This window comes from Aeromicrobium sp. PFPM2_SD2 (assembly GCF_057364525.1).
In genome coordinates this window covers 1-581 of sequence record NZ_JBNFNZ010000796.1, presented here as the reverse complement: position 1 = coordinate 581, position 581 = coordinate 1, and the positions used below count along the sequence as shown (strand labels likewise).

Annotated in this window: 1 protein-coding gene; it reads left to right on the top strand. The window is 75.7% G+C overall.

Translation table 11 applies throughout. The features are described 5' to 3' along the window. A partial coding sequence (locus AC2W7G_RS18170) for a fatty acid synthase subunit beta domain-containing protein (RefSeq protein ID WP_485869665.1) occupies window positions 1-581 on the top strand: 581 nt, incomplete at both ends.

Sequence of the window (581 nt, the reverse complement as noted above, 5' to 3'; positions counted from 1 at the left end):
GGGCGACGCCGAGGCCGTCGCCGCGCGCCGCGCCGAGATCGTCGCCGCGCTCGACGGCACCGCCAAGCCGTACTTCGGCGACGTCGCGGACATGACCTACGCCGCCTGGCTGGGTCGCTACCTCGAGCTCGGCGGCGACGCGGCCGGCGACTGGCTGGACGTCAGCCTGCGCGACCGCTTCCACGCCATGCTGCAGCGCGCCGAGGCCCGTCTGCACGAGGCCGACCACGGCCAGGTGCCGACGCTGTTCGCCACCGCCGACGAGGTCCAGGACGGCCGCGCCGCCCTCGCGACGCTCGTCGCCGCCTACCCCGAGGCCGGTGAGGTCGTGCTGCACCCCGCCGACGTGCCGTTCTTCGTCGAGGTCTGCCGGCGTCCGGGCAAGCCGGTGCCGTTCGTGCCCGTGCTCGACGCCGACGTGCGTCGCTGGTGGCGCTCGGACTCGCTGTGGCAGGCGCACGACCCGCGCTTCAGCGCCGACCAGGTCTGCATCATCCCCGGCCCGGTCGCCGTCGCGGGCATCACCCGCGTCGACGAGCCCGTGGCCGAGCTGCTCGGCCGCTTCGAGGCCGCGACCGTCG